Raw genomic sequence first — 21260 nt, 5'->3', positions numbered from 1 at the left:
TTGCTCGTCGTCGGCAGCGGATGCGTACTTTACGGATCGGGGCCGGCCTTGGCAAGCACTTCGTGTAAAAAAATTTCGACCAAAGGCTAAGCCTGCCCGGCGACGGATTTTGCAGGCCCATGGGTACGCCCGGGGACAGCGCTGCCCACGCTGCCCAAGCCACCGCCCTCCCCTCGTTGGTCTCTACAGCACCAGCAGATCGACAAAGCGATGAACCGGCGTCGCCGCCAGGCGCTCGGCGTCCTGATACAGCGTCATGATCTCGTCGCAACGTCCGGGGGCGAATCGGGTGGCCAGGTGGCGTCGACACTTGGCCTCGAGCACCGCCATGCCCTCTTCGCGACGACGGCGATGACCAATGGGATAGGCCACCTCCACCTTGTCGGTCGCACTACCATCGGTGAACACCACCCTGACCGCGTTGGCGATCGATCGCTTGTCCGGGTCCAGATAGTCCCGTGTATAGCCCTCGTCCTCGACGACCACCATCCTTGCCCGCAGCTCATCGATCTCCGGATGAGCCTGATGAAAGTCATCCTCGTAGTGCTCGGCCTGAAGCTCACCCAGCATCAGCGGTACCGCCACCATGTACTGCAGGCAGTGGTCTCGATCTGCCGGGTTGGCCAGCGCCCCTTCCTTGGAGATGATGCGTATTGCCGACTCATGGGTAGTCAGCTCGATGCGCTCGATCTCATCCAGCCGCCCCTTGACCTCGGGGTGCAGGGTGACCGCCGCCTCGCAGGCCGTCTGGGCATGAAACTCTGCGGGGAAGGACAGCTTGAACAGGATGTTCTCCATCACGTAGCTGCCAAACGACTGAGGCAGGCGTAGACGCCGGGTGTCCTCGGGTTTCAGCGAGAGATCACGATTGGAGTGACTGAAGGAGACATCACAGAAGCCCCACTGGGGAGCGCTCAGGACGCCGGGTATGCCCATTTCCCCGCGCATCGCGATGTCCACCAGACGCGCCGCCCGCGAGGTGGCGTCACCGGCGGCCCAGCTCTTGCGCGAACCGGCATTGGGAGCGTGGCGGTAGGTGCGCAGGCTCTGACCGTCGACGAAGGCATGGGATAGCGCCGACAGCGTCTGCTCACGACTGGCGCCGCGCAGCCTGGCGATAGCGGCAGTGGACGCCACCTTGACCAGTAACACGTGGTCCAGTCCGACACGATTGAACGAGTTCTCCAGCGCCAGCACGCCCTGTATCTCGTGTGCCCGTATCATCGCATCGAGCACCTCGTGCATGACCAACGGGGCTTCGCCTCTGGCCACGCGGCACTGTGAGAGATGGTCGGCCACCGCCAGGATACCGCCCAGATTGTCCGACGGGTGCCCCCACTCCGCCGCGAGCCAGGTATCGTTGTAGTCCAGCCAGCGCACCATGGCTCCGATATCGAAGGCCGCCTTGATCGGGTCCAGTCGATAGGACGTGCCAGGCACCCGCGAGCCACATGGCACCTGGGTGCCTTCCACCAGCGGCCCCAGATGCTTGGTGCATTCTGGGAAGCGCAATGCCAGCAGGCCACAGCCCAAAGTATCCATCAGGCAGTGGCGTGCGGTATCGAAGGCCTCGTCACTATCGATGACGGCGTCCAGCGCATAGTCGGCGATGGCCTTGAGTTCGTCGTCGTAGTCGGGACGAACATTGGATTCGACGGTGCTCATGTCTGCCTCCTTCCAGTGAGCGCTATCGCCCGCTGCCGGCGTGCCTGCACCTGAGCCAGGGCCTGAGCCTGTGCCTGTATCAGGGCAGGGGCCGGGAGTCCGAGGACCAGCGTGGGCGGATGGCGAGAGGTTCGAGAATGGGGGAGAACGACAGCGCCGCCTGGCGGCGGCGCTAATGCAAAAGGTCCGTTGTCAGTATCGTCGTGGTGCGCCACTGGCGCCAGTATCGACACTGGCGGGCTTCATCGGTCGAGAGCGTTATGAATCGAGGACGTCCGCCGGCACCCTGACCTTGCCCTCCATCAGAATGCGGGCACTGCGGCTCATGGTCGCCTCCGTGGCGGTCCATTCCCCGTCCAGCTGTTCAGCTCGCGCCCCGACCCGCAGGGTGCCGGAGGGATGACCGAAGACCACCGAACTGCGCCCATCGTCGCCGCCGGCGGCCTGGCTGACCAGGGTCCCCGGCACCGCGGCGGCCACTCCGATGGCCACGGCCGCGGTGCCCATCATGGCGTGATGCAGTTTGCCCATGGACATGGCCCGCACCAGCAGATCGATATCGCCTTCGTCGATCTGCTTGCCGCTGGACGCCCGGTAGCCCCGAGGCGAGGCGACGAAGGCCAGCTTCGGCGTGTGCTGACGGCTCGCGGCCTCCTCGAGTCTCGAGATCAGACCCATCTTCAGCGCGCCGTGGGCCCGTAGCGTCTCGAGCCGATCGAGGGTGGCGGGGTCTGAATTGATATCGTCCTGAAGCTCGGTGCCGTCATAGCCAAGGTCGGCCGCGCTGACGAAGATGGTCGGAATACCGGCATTGATCAGGGTTGCCTGAATGCGACCTCCGGCCACCACCTCCTCGGGAACCTCGAGTTCATCCACCACCTGGCCTGTCGGGAACATCCGCCCTTCGCCGTCGGCGGGGTCCTTGAAGGCCAGGCCGATCTCGGCGGCGGGGAAGGCCACGCCGTCGAGCTCGAAGTCACCGCTTTCCTGCACCTGACCGTCCTGTATCGGCACTCGGGCGACGATGGTCTTTTCGATGTTGGCCTGCCAGATGCGTACCTCCACCTCGCCGTCGGCAGGAATTCGCTCAGGCGGGATCAGTCCGCTCTCGATGGCGAAGGGACCGACCGCCGAGGACAGGTTGCCGCAGTTACCGCTCCAGTCGACAAAGGCCTTGTCGATGGCCACCTGGCCGAACAGATAGTCGACATCGTGATCCGGCGACTCGCTGGCGCTGACGATGACCACCTTACTGGTGCTGGAGGTGGCGCCACCCATGCCGTCGGTGTGCTTGGCGTAGGGATCGGGGCTACCGACCAGACGCATCAGCAGGGCGTCGCGCACGGGGCCGGGCTCACGCGCGGCCTCGGGCAGGTCGTCCTTGCGCAGGAAGGTGCCCTTGCTGGTGCCGCCACGCATGTAGATGGCGGGAATGCGGAGCTGCGGAGCAAAACCGGCCATCACGCCACCTCCGATTCGAGGAAGTCCTGGGCGAAACGCTGCAGCACGCCACCGGCTTCGTAGATCGACAGCTCCTCGAAGGTGTCGAGACGACAGGTCACCGGCACCTCGACGCTTTCTCCGTCACGCCGCTTGATCACCAGGGTCAGGCTGGCCCCCGGCTGGATGTCGCCGCGGACATCGAAGGTCTCGCTGCCGTCGATGCCGAGGGTCTTGCGTGTGGTCCCCTCCTCGAACTGCAGCGGCAGTACCCCCATGCCGATCAGGTTGGTGCGGTGGATGCGCTCGAAGCCCTCGGCCACGATGACCTCGACACCGGCCAGACGCACCCCCTTGGCGGCCCAGTCACGGGAGGAACCCTGACCATAGTCGGCCCCGGCGATCACGATCAGCGGCTGCTTGCGCGCCATGTAGGTCTCGATGGCCTCCCACATGCGCATGACCTCGCCCTCGGGCTCGAGGCGAGCCAGTGAGCCCTGCTTGACCTCACCGTCGACCACCGCCATTTCGTTGATCAGCTTGGGGTTGGCGAAGGTCGCCCGCTGGGCGGTCAGGTGATCACCTCGATGGGTGGCGTAGGAATTGAAGTCCTCCTCCGGCAGGCCCATCTTGGCCAGGTACTCCCCCGCCGCGCTGGTCGGCAGGATGGCATTGGACGGCGACAGGTGGTCGGTGGTGATGTTGTCCCCCAGCACCGCCAGGGCGCGCAGCCCGGTCAGCGAGCGCTCGGCGGCCAGCGCACCCTCCCAGTACGGCGGACGCCGGATATAGGTGCTCATCTCGCGCCAGTCGTACAGCGGGCTGATGTCCTTCGACCTGTCGAAGGTGGTGTCGAACATCGGGATGTAGACGTCGCGGAAGTGCTCCGGCTTGACGCTCTCGGCGATGATCGCATCGATCTCGTCATCCGCCGGCCACAGATCCTTCAGGGTGATCGGGTTGCCCTCGGCGTCTTCGCCCAGGGCGTCCTTCTCGATATCGAAGCGCACGCTGCCGGCGATGGCGTAGGCCACCACCAGCGGCGGAGAGGCCAGAAACGCCTGCTTGGCGTAGGGGTGGATACGCCCATCGAAGTTGCGGTTACCCGACAGCACGGCGGTGGCGTAGAGATCACGCTCGACCACCTCCTTCTGGATCACCGGATCGAGCGCACCACTCATGCCGTTGCAGGTGGTGCAGGCGAAACCGACGATGCCGAAGCCGAGCTGCTCGAGCTCACCGAGCAGGTTCGACTCCTCCAGATACAGCTGCACCGCCTTGGACCCCGGCGCCAGCGAGGTCTTGACCCAGGGCTTGCGGGTCAGGCCCAGCTCGTTGGCGCGCTTGGCCAGAAGCCCCGCGGCGATGACGTTGCGCGGATTGGAGGTATTGGTACAGCTGGTGATGGCGGCGATGATCACCGCGCCATCGGGCATCTCGCCGTCCTTCTGCTCGTAAGGAGCGGCGATACCGCGACTGGCAAGCTCCCGCGTAGAGACCCGGTTGTGTGGACTAGAAGGCCCCGCCAGGGTGCGCTCCACCTTGGACAGGTCGAAGTGCAACACCCTTTCGTAGTCGGCGTTGACGAGGCTGTCGGCCCACAGGCCGGCGGCCTTGGCGTAGGTCTCCACCAGTTCGATCTGCTCCGGCTCGCGCCCGGTCAGCTTGAGGTAGTCGAGGGTCTGATCGTCGATGTAGAACATCGCGGCGGTGGCGCCATACTCCGGCGTCATGTTGGAGATGGTGGCACGATCACCCAGTGTCAGGTGCCCCGCGCCTTCACCGAAGAACTCGAGATAGCTCGACACCACCCGTTCGCTGCGCAGGTATTCGGTCAGCGCCAGCACGATATCGGTGGCGGTGATGCCAGGCTGGGGCTTGCCGCTGAGCTCCACCCCGACGATGTCAGGCAGTCGCATGTAGGAGGCACGCCCCAGCATCACGCTTTCGGCCTCGAGCCCGCCCACCCCGACGGCGATCACGCCGAGGGCGTCCACGTGGGGCGTGTGGCTGTCGGTACCCACCAGGGTGTCGGGGAAGGCCACGCCGTCACGGGCCTGGATCACCGGCGACATCTTCTCCAGGTTGATCTGGTGCATGATGCCGTTGCCGGGGGGGATCACGTCGACGTTCTCGAAGGCTTCGCGGGTCCAGTTGATGAAGTGAAAGCGGTCCTCGTTGCGCCGATCCTCGATGGCGCGGTTCTTGTCGAAGGCGCCCTCCTCGAATCCCGGGTGCTCCACCGCCAGCGAATGGTCGACGATCAGCTGGGTCGGCACCACCGGATTGACCTTGGCCGGATCACCACCCTTCTCGGCGATGGCGTCACGCAGGCCGGCCAGGTCGACCAGCGCCGTCTGCCCGAGGATGTCGTGGCACACCACCCGCGCAGGGAACCAGGGAAAGTCGAGTTCGCGCTTGCGCTCGATGATCTGGGACAGCGCCGCCGTGAGATCCTCCGGCGGACAGCGGCGCACCAGGTTCTCGGCCAGCACCCGGGAGGTGTAGGGCAGTCGGTCGTAGGCGCCGGGAGAGATGGCGTCCACCGCCTCCCGGGTATCGAAGTAGTCAAGGTCGGTCCCCGGCAGGGGCTTGCGATAGTCGGTGTTCATGGGCGTCACGGTCTCGGGCGCCCGAGGGCACGGCCCTCGCGGCGCGAATATGGTAGGAAGGCGGCGGAGCCACTTGTGCCTGCGCATGACCATGACCACAACCATGACCATGCGCGCGCCCCGCCGCTCGAGCCTCGGGATACCGTTGGGGTACCTTCGGGAGAGCCCCGGGCTCAGTCACGCTCTTCGATGGGTACCCATTCGCTGTGGGCCGGGCCGGTGTAGTCGGCGCTGGGGCGGATGATGCGATTGTTCTCGCGCTGCTCGAACACGTGGGCGCACCAGCCGGTCACCCGAGAACACACGAAGATCGGGGTGAACAGCTTGGTCGGGATATCCATGAAGTGATAGGCGCTGGCGTGGAAGAAGTCGGCGTTGCAGAACAGCTTCTTCTCGCGCCACATCACCGCTTCGACCCGCTCGGACACCGGGTACAGGCGGGTGTCGCCCACGTCGTCGGCGAGCTTCTTCGACCAGTGCTTGATGATGGCGTTGCGCGGGTCGGACTCGCGATAGATGGCGTGTCCGAAGCCCATGATCTTTTCCTTGCGCTCGAGCATGCCGAGGGTTTCGCGTTCGGCTTCTTCGGCGCTCTGCCAGTTCTCGATCATCGCCATCGCCGCCTCGTTGGCGCCGCCATGCAGCGGGCCACGCAGGGAGCCGATGGCCCCGGTGACGCAGGAATGCATGTCGGACAGAGTCGATGCACAGACACGAGCGGTAAAGGTCGAGGCGTTGAACTCGTGCTCGGCGTAGAGGATCAGCGAGACGTTCATCACCCTGGCATGCAGCTCGGAGGCCGGCTCGTCACGCAGCAGGTGCAGGAAGTGCCCGCCCACGGACTCATCGTCGGTCTCGGTGTCGATGCGCACGCCATCATGGCTGAAGCGGTACCAGTAGCAGATGATCGAGGGCAGCGCCGCCAACAGGCGATCGGAGACGTCCTGCTGCTGGCTGAAGTCGGCCTCGGTTTCCAGGTTGCCGAGCATCGAAGCACCGGTACGCATCACGTCCATCGGGTGGGCGTCCGCCGGGATCTGCTCGAGTACCGTCTTGAGCGCCTCGGGCAGACCGCGCAGGCCCTTCAACTTGGTGATGTAGGCGTTCAGCTCGCTCTGGTTGGGCAACTTGCCCTTGAGCAGCAGGTAGGCCACCTCCTCGAAGCGGGCCTTGTCCGCCAGTTCCTTGATGTCATAGCCGCGATAGGTCAGGCCCGAGCCACTCTGGCCCACGGTGCACAGTGCAGTCGCACCGGCGCTCTGTCCCCGCAGACCGGCTCCTCCAATCGGTTTATCAGCCATGGCGTATCTCCATTTTCGTCATTGGTCGTTGTTATAAAAAGGCATGAAAGGCGTGCTGGACGCCCGAGGGTCTCTCAGTCCTTGCCCTCGTCGAACAGCGCGTCGAGCTTGCGCTCGAAGTCGTGGTAGCCCAGCACGTCGTAGAGTTCATCGCGGGTCTGCATGGTGTCGACCACGTCGCGCTGGTGTCCGTTGTCGTGAATGCTCTGGTAGACCTTGAGCGCGGCAGCGTTCATGGCGCGGAACGCCGACAGCGGGTAGAGCACCATGCTGCACCCCACCTCGGCCAGTTCCTGCTGACTGAACAGCGGGGTGGCGCCGAATTCGGTGATGTTGGCCAGGATCGGGGCATCCACCCGCTCGCAGAAGGCGCGATAGTCGTCGAGGGTGTGCACCGCCTCGGCGAAGATCGCATCGGCACCGGCCTCGATGCAGGCGTTGGCACGGTCGATGGCCGCGTCGAGTCCTTCCTTCTGGAAGGCATCGGTACGGGCGATCAGGTAGAACTCCGGATCGATGCGCGCGTCGGCAGCCGCCTTGACCCGATCCACCATCTCCTGCTGGGACACGATCGCCTTGTTGGGGCGATGGCCACAGCGCTTCTGCGCCACCTGGTCTTCCAGGTGCACGGCAGCGACCCCGGCCCGCTGCATCTCCTTGACTGTACGCCCGATATTGAAGGCGCCCCCCCAGCCGGTATCGATGTCCACCAACAGCGGAAGGTCACTGGCCCCGCAGATGCGATGGGCGTCTTCCACCACATCGTTCATGGTGGTCATGCCCAGGTCCGGCAACCCGAAGGAAGCATTGGCAACGCCACCGCCGGACAGATAGATCGCCTGATGCCCGACCCGCTCGGCCAGCATCGCGGTGTAGGCGTTGATGGTGCCGACGATGGGCAGCGGGCTATTGGCGTTGAGCGCCGCACGAAAGCGGGCACCAGGGGTCGAAGTGGACGAGGATGTCATGGGGGGCTCCAGTCAGGGGAAAGTAAGATCAGGTCACCAGGCCGTTGCCGGCGACCACCTGGGGTTCGTCGCGCCCCTCCAGCGAGGCGGCGTAGCGCGCCATCACGTTCTCGCGGGAGGCGCTGACGTGGCGACGCATCAGCAGCTCAGCCAGCTCGGCGTCACCCGCCTCGATGGCGTCGACGATACGGTGGTGCTCGACGAAGGCCTTCTGCGGACGTGCACCGCTGGCGCTGAACTGGGTGCGATACATCCGGACCAGGTAATAGAGGTCGTCGCACAAGAGGGCCATCAGCATGCGATTGTGGCTGCCCACCACGATACGATAGTGGAAGTCCAGATCGCCCTCGCGCTGATAGTAGGCCTCACCGCTGGCAAGATCCGCCTGCTTCTCGTGCACTGCCAGCACTTCTCGGAGGCCGGCGATCTCGCTGGCGGTCATATGCTCGGCGGCGATCCTGGCGGCCATGCTTTCCAGCGCCTCGCGCACGTCGAACAGCTCCATCAGCTCCTTCATCGACAGCTTGACCACCCTGGCACCCACATGGGGTACCCGTTCGATCAGCCGGTGAGCCTCGAGTCGTCGCATGGCCTCGCGCAGCGGCCCACGAGAAATACCGTAGGCCTTGGACAGTCCCGGCTCGGTGATCTTGCTGCCCGGCGCCAGTTCTCCCCGGACGATGGCGTCCTGCAATTGATGAAAGACCCGCTCGGCGAGGGTTCTGACTTCGGGGGTGGCGGGGGTCTCGTATTCGGCGCTGGTCATGGGATCATTGTCGACAATGTTGGGATAACGGAAATGTAAGATACGCCAAGGCGCGGGTCAATGGCCTGATCAGGCTCATAACCTTAACCATTGGTTGTAGACAATGCCATCCATCTTCCTTGTCCTGTCGACAATGCAGCGTTGACTCGCGCCATCCTTCCACAACGACAAGCCCTGTCGTTGCCCGTAGAATATGCCGCCTGCAACGCCCGAGGCCCCGAATGAACGCCGAGCTCCAGACCACCTCCCTGCCCTACCACGCGACCCCCCTGCGCTATTTCGAGGCTCTGCGCTCGAGGCCCGGGGCGGTGCTGTTGGACAGCGGCCGGCCCCAGGCCCCCGGCGGACGATTCGATATCCTCTCGAGCGACCCCATCGAATGGCTGGAAGTCGATCAGCATGGTCTGCCCAGAGACTCGAGCGGCAGGGCCCTCGAGGGTTCCGCCTTCGACGCTCAGCAGCGCCTGCTCGAACGCCTGCCCCGTCCACGCCAGCCGCTTGATCTTCCCTTCGTCGGCGGGCTGATCGGCTACTGGAGCTACGACCTGGGCCGGCAACTGGCGGGAATCGAAGGGCCTTCACAGACCGCCACCGCACTGCCTCAGGCCCGGCTTGGCCTGTATGACTGGGCGCTGATCCAGGACCACCAGGAGCGCCGCTGCCTTCTCGTCGCCTCCCCCGAACGGCGCCAGCAGGTACAGACCTGGCTGGCGACAGCGACACCTGCCGGCGACTTTTCGCTGAGCTCCGCCTTCACCTCCAACCTGAGCGAAGCGGGCTACCGCGATCGCTTTGCCAGGGTGCAGGACTATATCCGTGCCGGAGACTGCTACCAGATCAATCTGGCTCAACGGTATTCGGCGGATTACCGGGGAGACCTGTGGCAGGCCTATCTCCGCCTGCGTGACGCGACGCCGACCCCCTTCGCCGGCTTCATGGCCTGGCAGTGCGCAGGGCGCGAACAGGCGCTGCTGTCGCTGTCGCCCGAACGCTTCGTCGAAAGCCGCCAGGGCGAGGTGGAGACGCGTCCGATCAAGGGAACACGGCCACGGGGGGCCAATGAGCAGGAGGATGCAGCCCTGGCACAGGAGCTGTCCTCGAGCATCAAGGATCGCGCCGAGAACGTGATGATCGTGGACCTTCTGCGCAATGATCTGGGTCGTGTGTGTCAGCCCGGCACGGTGAAGGTCCCCCAACTGTGCGGACTGGAAAGCTACGCCAATGTTCACCATCTGGTGAGCGTGGTGAAGGGACGCCTACCCGACGAGACGCCACCGCTCAAGCTGCTGGAAGCGGCCTTCCCCGGCGGCTCGATCACCGGCGCCCCCAAGATTCGCGCCATGCAGATCATCGACGAACTGGAGCCGGATCGACGCTGCGCCTACTGCGGTAGCCTCGGCTACGTCGATGTGCGTGGCCATATGGATACGTCCATCGCCATCCGTACCCTGGTCGCCGATGCCGGCCGACTGCACATCTGGGGCGGTGGTGGCCTGGTGGCGGATTCTCGGGAACAGGCCGAGTACACAGAAACCCAGGACAAGATTCGCCATCTAATGGCCGCCCTGGGCACACCTGCCAAATAGTAATAAGAAACCTTACCGCTAATCGATAAACGCTATATAAGAACCGAACCAATCGATATTGGGGCGATGGCGGCGGGTTTTGGTAGGGTATCGGCAAAACCCCCAGTGGAGGTCGCCGTGACGTCCTTTGACCCCAATGCGTTTGTCCTGGCCAATGACCAGGCGACACCCAAGAATATCCTGAAAGCCGCCTACGAGGCCTTCGGCGAACTGACCGTGTCATTCTCCGGCGCCGAGGACGTGGTGCTCGTCGACCTGGCGCTCAAGGTCGCGCCCAAGGACAAGGTCAAGGTGTTCAGCCTGGACACCGGGCGTCTGCACGCCGAGACCTACGAGTTCTTCGAACGAGTCCGCAATCACTATGATATCGAGCTCGATATTCGCTTCCCCGATCAGCAGGCAGTGCAGGCGCTGACCAGCGAGAAGGGATTGTTCAGCTTCTATCAGGACGGTCACCACGAGTGCTGCGGCATCCGCAAGGTCGCGCCGCTGCGCCAGCGCTTGGCAGGCCTGCCGGTGTGGGTCACCGGGCAGCGTCGGGACCAGAGCCCGGGCACCCGTTCGAAGCTGCAGATCGCCGAGCGCGACACCGCCTTCGGCAGTGACGATCAACCGCTCTACAAGATCAACCCGCTGACCCACTGGACCAGCGAAGACGTGTGGAACTACATTCGCTCCTTCGATGTGCCCTACAACGCCCTGCACGAAAAGGGCTACGTCAGTATCGGCTGCGCCCCCTGCACCCGCCCCACTCTGCCGGGCCAGCATGAACGTGAGGGTCGCTGGTGGTGGGAAGACCAGGGTGGCAAGGAATGCGGGCTGCATGCCCTCAACCTGCCCCAGGCGGCCACCAGTTGACGTTCTGAGGTACCTGGCTGCACAGCCTCACAAGATCGCAAAGGCCCCGGACTCGCTTGAGTCCGGGGCCTTTCGGTTCATGACGACGCCGTTCATGACGACGTCAGTGAAGCTCGCCTGGTGCCACCTCGCCGCGGTCAGCGCACCGGCAGGCTGATCTTTTCGAACAGCGCGTGTTCATGGCGCGGTCCCGCTGCCAGGGCAGCGTCGACCAGATCACGGTCCAGATGGTCGGCAAACTGCTGCAGGAAGTCATACATGTAGCCGCGCATGAAGGTGCCGCGGCGGATACCGATCTTGGTCGTGGAGCTCTCGAACAGATGGCTGGCGTCCAGCGCTACCAGATCCTCATCGAGCACTTCGTCCACCGCCATGTGCGCCACGATGCCGACCCCCAGCCCCAGACGCACGTAGGTCTTGATCACATCGGCGTCGGCGGCGGTCAACACCACATTGGGAGAGAGTCCACGGGCACGGAAGGCATCGTCGAGCTGCGAGCGTCCGGTGAAACCGAACACGTAGGTCACCAGCGGATGCTTGGCCAGTTCGTCGAGTCCCAGACGCTCGACCTCGGCCAGGGGGTGATCCCGCGGCACCAGGATGCAGCGGTTCCAGCGATAACACGGCAGCAACACCAGGTCGTTGAACAGTTCCAGCGACTCGGTGGCAATGGCGAAGTCGGCCTGTCCCTCGCTGACCATCTGAGCGATCTGCTTGGGCGTCCCCTGCTGCATATGCAGAGCGACATCCGGGTAGCGCTGGGTAAAGTTCTGGATCACCGGCGGCAGGCAGTAGCGCGCCTGGGTATGGGTGGTGGCGATGGACAGGCTGCCCCGCCGCTCGTCGCTGTGTTCCTGGGCCACATCCTTGATGTTGGCGGTCAGCCTGAGCACCTGGCCTGCCAGCTCGATGATCGCCTCCCCTGCGGGTGTCACGCGAGTCAGGTGCTTGCCGCTGCGCGCGAAGATCTCCACGCCAAGCTCGTCTTCCAGCAGACGAATCTGCTTGGATATGCCTGGCTGAGAGGTAAAAAGACTCTGAGCGGTAGCCGACACATTCAGGTTGTGGCGGGAAACCTCCCAGATATAGCGCAGCTGCTGTAATTTCATGGCCGGGGCTTACCTCGTCCGAAGTCGACGGATTGGCACGGTGGTCGCGGAAGCGGACTAGACTGGAGCCATCGCGCTGGCGGCGTGACAGCGTCCTTGCCCGGGTTCAAGCACTGGACCTCGGGCATGACAACATGCCAAAGCGCCATAAAAAACCACCTTTGTGATTACTTTATAGCATAATGAGATGAGATGCAGCGATTCGTAAGCTGACTAAGAAACTATCGACCCAATATTTGCCAGCGTATGGGCCGACCGCTACCATCGTCCCACCGGACATGGCAGACATGTCCCACATTCCGCTCGATGAAGCGCAACGTAGATGGAGAAACACATGGCTAACAATGTCGATGTCACCAATGCCAACTTCGAGCAGGAAGTTCTGCAGGCCGACTCCCCGGTATTGCTGAAGTTCTGGGCTCCCTGGTGTGGCCCCTGCAAGGTCATGGCACCGGTGGTCGATGAAGTCGCCGAGGAGCGTGACGGCGCCCTCAAGGTCGTCAGCATCAACGTCGATGATGCCCCGGAAATCGCCGCCGAGCAGGGCGTGCGTGGCGTCCCCACCGTGATGCTGTTCAAGTCAGGTGCCAAGGTGGCATCCCTGGTAGGTGCCCAGTCGAAGTCCCAGCTGACCCAGTTCATCGACCAGAACGCCTGATACAGCGCTGGCGACCTCTGCCGTCACCAGACGGGACGTCCAGCCAGGGGCCAAGGCCCCTGAAACATGGCCCGGGATCCTCCTTCAGGATCCCGGGCCATGTCGTTACTGCCCCGAGCGTTATCGCTGAAGCCACGGCCTTGGGCAATGGCAGTGCCCGCCCTCGCCAGTGGATGCCATCGTGCGAGGCTCGAGGCAGCGCCGACATCAGTCCCGCAGCACGTAGCGCAGGATCTCTACCACCTGGTCGGTGGTCGTGGCCCAGGCCTGGGCGTCGGCATCGACCTCCTTGAGCGGATGCACGATGTCCTCGCCGTGCAGCGTCACATAGGGCTTGCCGAGAGCCGAGCAGTAGCCGGCGTCGAAGGCCGCGTTCCACTGCTTGTACTTGTCACCGAAGCGCACCACCACAAGATCGCTCTGCTCGATCAGGGTCCGGGTCCGGATGGCGTTGACCCTGGAAGACTGGTGATCCCGCCAGAAGCCACTTTCCGGCACGCCCAGCATGTCTCCGGCGGCGTCGCTGGCATCATGGTCGGTCACCGCCTGGGTGAACACCACGTCGAGCCCGGCGTCTCTGGCTCCCTGCTTGATCTCTTCACGCCAGTCGGTGTGGATCTCACCGGACAGATAGACGGTAAAACTCATGGCCTCATTTCCTTTTTCTCGGTCTTGCATGAATCATTGTCGGAGTGCCAGGACGCCGCCACCGGCCGTCACCCGAAAGAGGGACCAGGACATTCGGACTTCATCCTGGCCTTCGGAGCTGATAATTTGCCTATGGGCGGTCCAAGGCACCTGGCCCTCGTGGCTTCTTGCGTGGCGCTCACCATCATACCCGCGCCTCCTGTACTGACAAACCGGTTGCCCGGCGCAGTGTCGGCGTGGCGGTATCGACTCGAGCGCCACCAGTCCGTCTGACTTCATTCGACAAGGATCTTCGATGCACCCGCAGGACTCCCCTTCCAACCGGCCAACGCCTGTCAGCGCGGACACCCGGGAAGCCAATCGACGCCAGGACCATTTCGGCTCTCGCGAGGCGATCTGGCTGTTCGGCTACGGCTCGCTGATCTGGAAGGCGGACTTCGCCTATCGCGCACGTCGTCCAGCGCTGATCGAAGGCTACGCCCGCCGGTTCTGGCAGGGCTCCCACGATCATCGCGGCACTCCTGAGGCTCCTGGTCGCGTCGCGACGCTGATCCACCAGCCGGGCTCGCGGTGTTTGGGCATGGCCTACCTGATCGGGCCGGAGGTGTTGGCCCCCCTGGACCTGCGTGAAAAGAACGGCTATCTGCGTGAGCGTGTCACGCTGCATTTTCTGGACAACGATCTCGCCGACAATGATCAGCCTGATGTCGATGACCCGCTCGACGATGACGGCCTGACCACCGCCAGGACCGCCGAGGGGCTGGTCTACATCGCCGGTGATGCCAACCCGGCCTATCTCGGTGACGCCTCCGATGACAGCATCGCCGAGCAGATCGCCCACGCCCATGGCCCCAGCGGCCCCAACAGAGACTACCTGCTGCACCTGGCAGACGCCCTGCACGCCATGGGTGGCGAAGACGACCACGTCTTCGGCCTGGCGGCCGCCCTGCGCCGTCGAATGCGCCAGGCGGCGACTCACCCGGCTACCACCGACTGAGCGCCGCCCTTCCCCTCGGCAATGCCGGCCACGCCTGGCTCTCGGATCGAGCCGGCGACCCCGCCGGCGACACCTTGTGCCGGACGACCTCCGGCCATCTGTCTGTTACCCGCTGGAGATCCCGGATGAGTGTGACCCTTGAAGACATTCGACGTGCCGCCGATGCGACCGTCGGCCATATCGCCCGTACTCCCTTTCTGCATTCCGCCACGCTGTCGCGGCTGGCCGGCTGCGAGTTGTACATCAAGTTCGAGAACCACCAGTTCACCGCCGCCTTCAAGGAACGCGGCGCCCTCAACCACCTGCTGTCCCTGTCCGAAGACGAGCGCCAGCGGGGGGTCATCGCCATGTCGGCCGGCAACCACGCTCAGGCGGTGGCCTACCACGCCTCAAGGCTCGGCATCCGGGCGGTCATCGTGATGCCGCGCCACACTCCCAATCTCAAGGTCAGCAATACCCGGGCCCTTGGCGCCGAAGTGCACCTGGTCGGTGAGGGGGTGGACGAGGCCGGAGACTACGCGGCTCGCCTGGCCGAGGAGCACGGCTATGTGTTCGTCCACCCCTACGACGACGAGCGCGTGATTGCCGGCCAGGGCACCATCGCGCTGGAGATGCTCGAAGACGTGGCGGATCTGGATGCGCTGGTCATCCCCATCGGCGGCGGCGGCCTGATCGGCGGCAACGCCGTGGCCGCCAAGGGACTCAATCCCGACATCGAGATCATCGGGGTGCAGACCGCCCGCTTTCCCGCCATGCAGCAGGCGCTGGCGGGTGAAAAGATCCACTGCAGCCTCGCTACCATTGCCGAGGGGATCGCGGTCAAGCAGCCCGGCAAGATCACGCGAGAACTGGTGCGCGAGCACGTCAGTGACATCCTGCTGGTCGACGAGGCCACCATCGAGCGGGCGATCCTGATGTTCCTGGAGATCGAGAAGACGGTCGCGGAAGGCGCCGGTGCGGCGGGACTCGCTGCCGTATTGAGCCAGCCGGAGCGCTTCCGCGGTCGCAAGGTGGGGCTGGTCCTGTGCGGCGGCAATATCGACATGCAGGCGCTGTCGTCGGTGATCCAGCGCGGCCTGGTGCGCTCTGGTCGCATCGTGCGGGTTCGCGTGGGCATCTCCGACGTACCCGGCTCGCTGTCGGAGTTGACCCAACTGCTCGCCGAGCAGCGCGCCAACGTCATCAGCATCACCCACCAGCGTACCTTCACCGACCTGTCGCTGCGCGCCACCGAGGTCGAAGCCACCCTGGAGACGCTGGGCAGCGAACATACCCGAGAGGTCATCGAGGCCCTGCGCCACGAGGGCTACGATCCGGTGATGCCGGCCAATGAGGTGCATCCGGACGAACGTTGGGCCAGCGGCGTGGCTCCCGGCGACGTCTAGGCCCCGCCAGCGGCGGGACGTCACCTCATCGAAGGGTCCCGCCCAGGGCCGCTTTCAGGTCTGCAACAGCCCCGCCGATCGCAGAGCCTGGCCGGTCGCCGGGCCCAGCCGGGCGAGTATCTCGAGCTGAGTCTCGAGTTCCGCCTGCTGGCCTTCGTTTGCCATGCGCTCCACTCGGGCGGCCTGCGCCTCCAGGGCCTGGCAGCCCAGCGAAGCAGAGACGCCCTTGACGTCATGAGCAATCTGACCGAGTGCCTGGTGGTCGCCGACCGACAGCGCCTCTCGCATCTGCTCGAGCCGCTCCGGGAAACGCTGCAGATAGTTGGCCACCATGCGACTCAGGCCCTGGGGCGACATCACCTGACGCAGCTCCTCTACCGTGTCTCCGGCGAGCAGCGTCTCGTCGATCCGGGGCCGATCCTCGAGCATCGGGGCAACGACGGCGGGTGCCGCTTCGACAGTATCGCCGAAGGTCTCGCTATCCAGGTCGCGATCCGGATCGCTCGCCCTGACATCGCAACCCCTGCCATCGCCCCCCCTGCCGGCATTGTCGCCACCTGATGGACTCGCGTCAGCGGAGCTCGGTGCCGCGTGCACCCGGCTGTAACGGCGCAGCGCAGCAGACAGCTCCTTGCGCGAGAACGGCTTGCCGATGACGTCGTCCATTCCCGCATCGAGACAGGCGCGATGATGCTCGGGCATGACGTTGGCGGTCACCGCGATGACCGGCAAACGCTGGACCCGCTGGCCCTGTTCGCGTAGAGCCTCTTCGTGCTGGCGCCAGCGACGCGTGGTCTCCAGCCCGTCCATTACCGGCATCTGCATGTCCATCAAGACCAGATCAAAACGTCGTTGGCCCAGGGCCTCCAGCGCCTGCTCGCCATTGCCCACCAGTTCGCAGGTCTGTCCCAGTCTGGTCAGCATGGCGGCCACCAGCTCACGATTGAGGGCATTGTCCTCGACCACCAGCACGTGCTGGCTTTCCAGCGGCTCCTGCTGCCCGGTGCTGGCAGCACCCTCTTCCACCCCCGCCACCACCGGCAAGGGAAGATCGAACCAGAATCGGCTGCCGGACTCCGGCTGGCTTTCCACCTTGAGCTCTCCGCCCATGGCCGCGACCAGCTGCGAGCAGATCGCCAACCCCAGGCCGGCACCTTCATGGCGGCGTGACAGGGCGGTATCGGTCTGGGCAAAGGGCTCGAAGATGCGCTGCTGGTCCTGCTGGGCGATACCGCAGCCGGTATCGTAGACCATGAAGGTCAGCCGGCCGTCCCCATTGTCGGAGACCCTGAGCATCACAAAGCCACTTTCGGTGAACTTGAAGGCGTTGTTGAGCAGATTCATCAGCACCTGGCGCAGCCGATGCACGTCGCCATCGACCCAGGTGGGCAAGGCGGGAGCGGCACGCATCAGGAACTGCACCCCGCTGCGGCTCTGGGTCTGATAGCCGGTCGCGAGTTGCTCCAGCATTCTCGACAGGTGGAAGGGTTGACGTTCGACCGCCAGGTGCCCTGCCTCGATACGGGTGTAGTCGAGCACGTCATTGATCACCGAACGCAGCCCAGCGGCGCTGTCACGCAGCCCTTCTATCTGGCGGCGTCCCTGATCACTCAAGGGTTCGTCGTGCAGCAGCTCGGCCATGCCCAGCACGCCGTTGAGTGGCGTGCGGATTTCATGGCTCATGATGGCCATGAAGTCGGACTTCGCGCGATTCGCCACTTCCATGCGCTGATAGGCCTCGCGCAGGGTTTCGGACTGGGATTCGAGCAAATGGGTCTTGTGGCGATGCTGACGCGCCTCCTTCACCAGCGCACGAATCAGCACGCCACCGGCGATCAGCGACAGCAGGATCGAGATCAGCACCGCGATGTACAATCGCCCAAGCACGCCCATGTCCGCGCTGCGCTCTTCCGCGGCGATTCGACCATGATGCAGCATCAATTGCCGACTCAGTTCCTGCGCTTCGCCGAGACGCTCTATCAGTTCGCGTCGCAGTGCAGCGTCATAGGCAACGTCTCCATCGGCCACCGCAATGAAGCGTCGATCCAGCCGTTGCATGCCACGATCCAGCTCGTCGATCAGCTCACGACCGGTCGCGTAGCGATCCAGGAAGTTGCTCGTCTGGCCCTCCAGCAGCACCATGAAGCGCCCGTACAGCAGTTCGAAATCCAAAAGGGTCTCGTCCAGCCGGCTATCGCCGCGCTCCCAGATGGCCAGCCGCAGATCGCGCAGCGAGCGATCGTACTGATACAGGGTCCAGGTGACGGTGTCGACGTCTCGGTGGTAGATCGCCTTGTTGCGGTCATAGATCAGCCCTCCTGTCACCATCACGGCGACAATGAAGACGACGGCAGCGATCGCAGGAATCCTGATGCGCAGACGATGGGCCATGAGAACTCAGTTGACGTCGATGCGGGCGACCTGCCAGACAGATCGACTGAAGTAGATATTGGTCTTGAGTTCCGGCTGGTCGTCGAAAGGATAGACCACGAACAAGGGGCCCTTGTCGCGGATTCTCATGCGCTCTCCATCGCGGCGCATGGCGAGGATCACGCCATGTTCGTGGGCGTCGCTCACCGGCATCAGCGTCTCGTAGTCCTTGATGGCGGCCACCCTGAGTTCGTCGCCCTCGGCCTCCACCGCAGCCAGTACATCGCTGAGCAGCGGCCCCTCAAAGCGAGACTGACCATCGATCCAGGGATTGCCGGTCACCACGACATGCTGGGGCAGCGCCTCGAGCATGGCGCGGTCGAAGTGGGCTTCATCACTCACATTGGTCACGGCGATGCGCCCACCCACCTCGAGGATCACCCTGCCACCGGGGGCGTCCAGCGCAAGAGCCTGTCCGACCATTCCCCATAGCATCACCAACGCGATGGTTCGCCATCCCATGACGCCTCTCCCATTGAAAATCGGCATTCTCGACGAATTTTTGCCGTACCAGCGACATGCTACTGCCAGTTCAACGGCCAGGGAAGGCATTCACGCTCAGGATTCAGCGAAAGCTGTCGAGCACTCCGGTGGTTCGCCAGGCAAGACCGGTGCGGGTGCCGATGTCCTCCAGTTCCTTGATCAGAGGCACCAGCGGCTCGTGACGGCCCATCTCACCATGCTCGATGATCGCCTCCACCACCGCGACCACTGCCGTGCACCCCAGGGTGGTTGACGCATGATGAAGCTCCCTGGCCTCACCGACCAGCATGTCGAAGTCCCTTTCTTCATGGGCCGTGTAGAGCCTCGCGATGCGAGCAGGAAAGCGGGCCAGGTAGCCGCGTACCATGCGCTCCAGAGCATCCGCCGAGACCATCGAGCGCAGCTCTTGAAGCGTCGTTCGCGACAGCAGGTCGGCACTGGCGACTCTTTCTTCCGTCGCCGTCTGGGTGGGCGCGGAGGCCCCTTCGTGGGCGGATGTACTCGGCGGCGTCCAGAAGTTTTCGTCGGGGTCGAGGGAGGGATAGACCCGAGAGGGAAAGCGACCAAGCACCTGGCCTAGATCCTGACGCGTGAAAGGCTTGCCAATCAGGTCATCCATCCCCGCCTCGCGGCTGGCCCGGCGATGTTCCGGCAGAACGTTGGCCGTCACCGCGATGATCGGCAGCCGAGCGTCGTCGTCGCCATCACCACGGTGGATCGCCGCTTCCCGCTCGCGCCAGCGCCGGGTCGTCTCCAGACCATCCATGACCGGCATCTGCAGATCCATCAGCACCAGATCGAAGTCACGCTGTGACAGCGCCTGCAGCGCTTGCTCGCCGTTGGACACGACTTCGCAGGACTGGCCCAGGCGGGCCAGCATACTGGCCACCAGCTCCCTGTTGAGAAGGTTGTCGTCCACCACCAACACATGGTGCGGCGCCAGCGGCGCCGGGGCAGACGCCACCTCGACCTTCTCCTCTTTCTGATCGCTGGCCGGCAAGGGAAGTTCGAACCAGAATCTGGAACCGCTGCCCAGCTGGCTGTCCACCTTGAGGTCGCCCCCCATGGCGCGCACCAGGCTACGTGCGATGGGCAGGCCAAGACCGGCACCGTCATGACGCCTGGCCATCACCGGATCGGATTGTTCGAAGGGCTCAAAGATGCGCTCGACATCCAGCTGAGATATCCCGCACCCGGTGTCGTAGACGACGAAGGCAATGCGCTGATCCTGGGCACAGGAAACCCTCAACATCACGAACCCCTGGCGGGTGAACTTGAAGGCGTTGTTCAACAGGTTCTGCAGTACCTGGCGCAGCCGATGCTGATCTCCTTCCACGCAAGCGGGCAGGTCCGGGGCCAGGCGCATCAGAAACTGCACATCGCCCAGGCGTTGCGAACGATAGCCCAGGGTGGTCTGGTCGAGCATATGGCGCAGCGCAAACAGTTCGCGCTCGACCTCGATCCGGCCGGTCTCCAGCCGCGTATAGTCGAGCACATCGTTGATCACCGAGCGCAGTCCCGTCGCGCTGGCCTCCAGGCCTTCGATATGACGCTTGCCCTGATCGCTCAGGGATTCGTCGCGCAGCAGATCGGTCATGCCCATGACGCCACTGAGCGGAGTGCGCATCTCGTGACTCATGATCGCCATGAAATCGGACTTGGCGCGACTGGCGTTCTCGGCACGCTCCACCGCTTCCTTCAGTGCTCGCGACTGGGCCTGCAGCAACTCCGCCTTGAGGGTGTGGGCACGCCCCTCACGCATCAGCGCCAGCACCAGCACGGTACCGGTCACCATGATAAGCACGATGCAGGCCAGTACGACACCATAGAGACGCAGCATCGACTGGGTATCTCGGGTGCGCAACTCGGCCACACTGGCCTTGTGTTGCAACAGCATATCGCGACTGACGTTCTGCAACTGCCCCAGGGTCTGCTTGAGTGCATCCCTGTCGTCGTCGAGCAGGCGTCCCCCCTGCTCCAGAGGCTCGACTCGCCCCCCCAGATCGTCGATCAATTGCTCCGCGCGCCGATACAGTTCCTGGGAGGCACTGGTCTGACGCAGAAAGTCCCGAGTCTGCCCCTGACGCAACAAGTCGCTTCGTCCGTGCAGAATCTCGTAGTCGAGGACCAGGCTATCGATATCATCCGCGCTGACCTCGGCGGCCTGAATGCGCATTTCGCGCACCATGCGATCGAACTGGTAGAGGTTCCAGGTGACGGTATCGAGGATGCGATGCTGCAATTCCTGCTGCCGATCGAAGGTCAGGCCTCCCGCCACCAGTGCCGCGACAAAAAACAGCACCGTTGCGGTGGCCGCCACCCTCGAGCGATACGGCAGTTTCAGCATAATCTGA

At 64.1% G+C, this 21260-nt stretch carries 16 protein-coding genes; 5 read left to right on the top strand and 11 right to left on the bottom strand.

The window, feature by feature from the left end; genetic code table 11:
• Positions 1-183: 183 nt before the first annotated feature.
• The 6 genes from RBB39_RS16435 to RBB39_RS16410 all read right to left on the bottom strand — a co-directional run bounded on the left by RBB39_RS16435 (position 184) and on the right by RBB39_RS16410 (position 8752).
• Positions 184-1665, bottom strand: a complete 1482-nt coding sequence (locus RBB39_RS16435) for a bifunctional 2-methylcitrate dehydratase/aconitate hydratase (protein ID WP_045993767.1) — start codon at positions 1663-1665, stop codon at positions 184-186.
• A gap of 258 nt (positions 1666-1923) precedes the next feature.
• Positions 1924-3126 (bottom strand): 2-methylaconitate cis-trans isomerase PrpF, encoded by a 1203-nt coding sequence (gene prpF, locus RBB39_RS16430; protein ID WP_045993768.1) that lies wholly within the window; start codon positions 3124-3126, stop codon positions 1924-1926.
• Entirely contained in the window at positions 3126-5717 is a 2592-nt protein-coding gene (gene acnD / locus RBB39_RS16425; RefSeq protein WP_045993769.1) for a Fe/S-dependent 2-methylisocitrate dehydratase AcnD, read from the bottom strand. Before acnD ends, prpF begins: the two co-directional genes overlap by 1 nt.
• Before the next feature lie 173 nt (positions 5718-5890).
• Positions 5891-7018 (bottom strand): 2-methylcitrate synthase, encoded by a 1128-nt coding sequence (prpC, locus tag RBB39_RS16420; RefSeq protein ID WP_045993770.1) that lies wholly within the window; start codon positions 7016-7018, stop codon positions 5891-5893.
• 74 nt (positions 7019-7092) lie between these two features.
• Positions 7093-7986: a methylisocitrate lyase gene (gene prpB / locus RBB39_RS16415; RefSeq protein WP_045993771.1), complete on the bottom strand. Its 894-nt coding sequence runs from the start codon at positions 7984-7986 to the stop codon at positions 7093-7095.
• 28 nt (positions 7987-8014) lie between these two features.
• Positions 8015-8752, bottom strand: coding sequence for a GntR family transcriptional regulator (locus tag RBB39_RS16410; protein ID WP_045993772.1), 738 nt, complete (start codon positions 8750-8752; stop codon positions 8015-8017).
• 221 nt (positions 8753-8973) lie between these two features.
• Here RBB39_RS16410 and pabB point away from each other — a divergent pair, with 221 nt between their 5' ends.
• Together pabB and RBB39_RS16400 are read left to right on the top strand one after the other, a co-directional pair.
• Positions 8974-10338 (top strand): aminodeoxychorismate synthase component I, encoded by a 1365-nt coding sequence (pabB, locus tag RBB39_RS16405; protein WP_045993773.1) that lies wholly within the window; start codon positions 8974-8976, stop codon positions 10336-10338.
• Between the two features lie 66 nt (positions 10339-10404).
• The gene (locus tag RBB39_RS16400; RefSeq protein ID WP_083970515.1) at positions 10405-11196 is read left to right on the top strand and encodes a phosphoadenylyl-sulfate reductase; all 792 of its coding nucleotides are present in this window, start codon (positions 10405-10407) and stop codon (positions 11194-11196) included.
• 137 nt (positions 11197-11333) lie between these two features.
• Here RBB39_RS16400 and cysB read toward each other — a convergent pair whose 3' ends face one another.
• Positions 11334-12305 (bottom strand): HTH-type transcriptional regulator CysB, encoded by a 972-nt coding sequence (cysB, locus tag RBB39_RS16395; protein ID WP_045993775.1) that lies wholly within the window; start codon positions 12303-12305, stop codon positions 11334-11336.
• Between the two features lie 334 nt (positions 12306-12639).
• Between cysB and trxA the strand changes: the two genes are divergently transcribed.
• The gene (gene trxA / locus RBB39_RS16390; RefSeq protein WP_045993776.1) at positions 12640-12963 is read left to right on the top strand and encodes a thioredoxin; all 324 of its coding nucleotides are present in this window, start codon (positions 12640-12642) and stop codon (positions 12961-12963) included.
• A 207-nt stretch (positions 12964-13170) separates the two neighbouring features.
• Here trxA and RBB39_RS16385 read toward each other — a convergent pair whose 3' ends face one another.
• Positions 13171-13611: a YtoQ family protein gene (locus RBB39_RS16385; protein WP_045993777.1), complete on the bottom strand. Its 441-nt coding sequence runs from the start codon at positions 13609-13611 to the stop codon at positions 13171-13173.
• Positions 13612-13906: 295 nt separating this feature from the next.
• Between RBB39_RS16385 and RBB39_RS16380 the strand changes: the two genes are divergently transcribed.
• Together RBB39_RS16380 and RBB39_RS16375 are read left to right on the top strand one after the other, a co-directional pair.
• Complete coding sequence (locus RBB39_RS16380; protein WP_045993778.1) at positions 13907-14608, top strand: gamma-glutamylcyclotransferase; 702 nt, start codon at positions 13907-13909, stop codon at positions 14606-14608.
• 125 nt (positions 14609-14733) lie between these two features.
• Positions 14734-15993, top strand: coding sequence for a threonine ammonia-lyase (locus tag RBB39_RS16375; RefSeq protein WP_045993779.1), 1260 nt, complete (start codon positions 14734-14736; stop codon positions 15991-15993).
• A gap of 54 nt (positions 15994-16047) precedes the next feature.
• Here RBB39_RS16375 and RBB39_RS16370 read toward each other — a convergent pair whose 3' ends face one another.
• The 3 genes from RBB39_RS16370 to RBB39_RS16360 all read right to left on the bottom strand — a co-directional run bounded on the left by RBB39_RS16370 (position 16048) and on the right by RBB39_RS16360 (position 21253).
• Positions 16048-18384: an ATP-binding protein gene (locus RBB39_RS16370; protein ID WP_052704432.1), complete on the bottom strand. Its 2337-nt coding sequence runs from the start codon at positions 18382-18384 to the stop codon at positions 16048-16050.
• Positions 18385-18390: 6 nt separating this feature from the next.
• Positions 18391-18885, bottom strand: a complete 495-nt coding sequence (locus tag RBB39_RS16365; RefSeq protein WP_045993780.1) for a molybdopterin-dependent oxidoreductase — start codon at positions 18883-18885, stop codon at positions 18391-18393.
• A 103-nt stretch (positions 18886-18988) separates the two neighbouring features.
• Entirely contained in the window at positions 18989-21253 is a 2265-nt protein-coding gene (locus tag RBB39_RS16360) for an ATP-binding protein (protein WP_045993781.1), read from the bottom strand.
• Between the last annotated feature and the right edge of the window lie 7 nt (positions 21254-21260).

Source organism: Halomonas sp. MMSF_3323 (assembly GCF_030733595.1).
GTDB classification, from domain to species: domain Bacteria; phylum Pseudomonadota; class Gammaproteobacteria; order Pseudomonadales; family Halomonadaceae; genus Halomonas; species Halomonas litopenaei.
Note: the sequence above shows the minus strand (reverse complement) of the source record. Positions and strands in the feature narration are given on the sequence as shown.